The 508-nt window shown below is 62.6% G+C and carries 1 pseudogene; it reads left to right on the plus strand.

Annotated features, from left to right (window positions below):
- Positions 1 to 127: 127 nt before the first annotated feature.
- Positions 128 to 508, plus strand: a pseudogene (locus tag ACTWQA_RS59195) (transposase); the annotation flags it as partial.

Here is a 508-nt window from a genome sequence, read left to right on the forward strand (position 1 = left end):
CCGCATCTCGTCGCGCTGGTCCGCGCTGGGGCGACGTTCGTCAACGGCAAACTCGTCGAACGCCCTGAGGGGCAGCCTTCATCGGCAGCCGCTTAAGAACTTGATCCACAGGTCTTGACGATTGCTCCTCGACCGCCGGCCCACCGGTCAACCGGCCTCAGTCGAACTACGGGATGTCTTCAACGCGATCCTATATGTCAACCGCACGGGAATCGCCTGGAAATATCTACCGCACGACTTCCCGTCCTACAACACCGTCTACGCCTACTACGCAGCCTGGCGCGACGAGGGAATTTTCGCACAACTCAACTACGAGCTGACCGGCCTGGCCCGCGTCAAGGAAGGCCGCACGGCCGAACCGACCGCGTGCATCATGGACACCCCGGCCATCCACGAGATCGTCTCATTGGCCTCGTGCACCACCAACTGCGTCGCCCCGATGGTCAAGGTGCTGCACGAGCGGTTCGGCCTCGTCCGCGGCTTCATGACGACGATCCACGCCTACACC

Source organism: Nonomuraea sp. 10N515B, from assembly GCF_052245915.1.
GTDB lineage: Bacteria > Actinomycetota > Actinomycetes > Streptosporangiales > Streptosporangiaceae > Nonomuraea.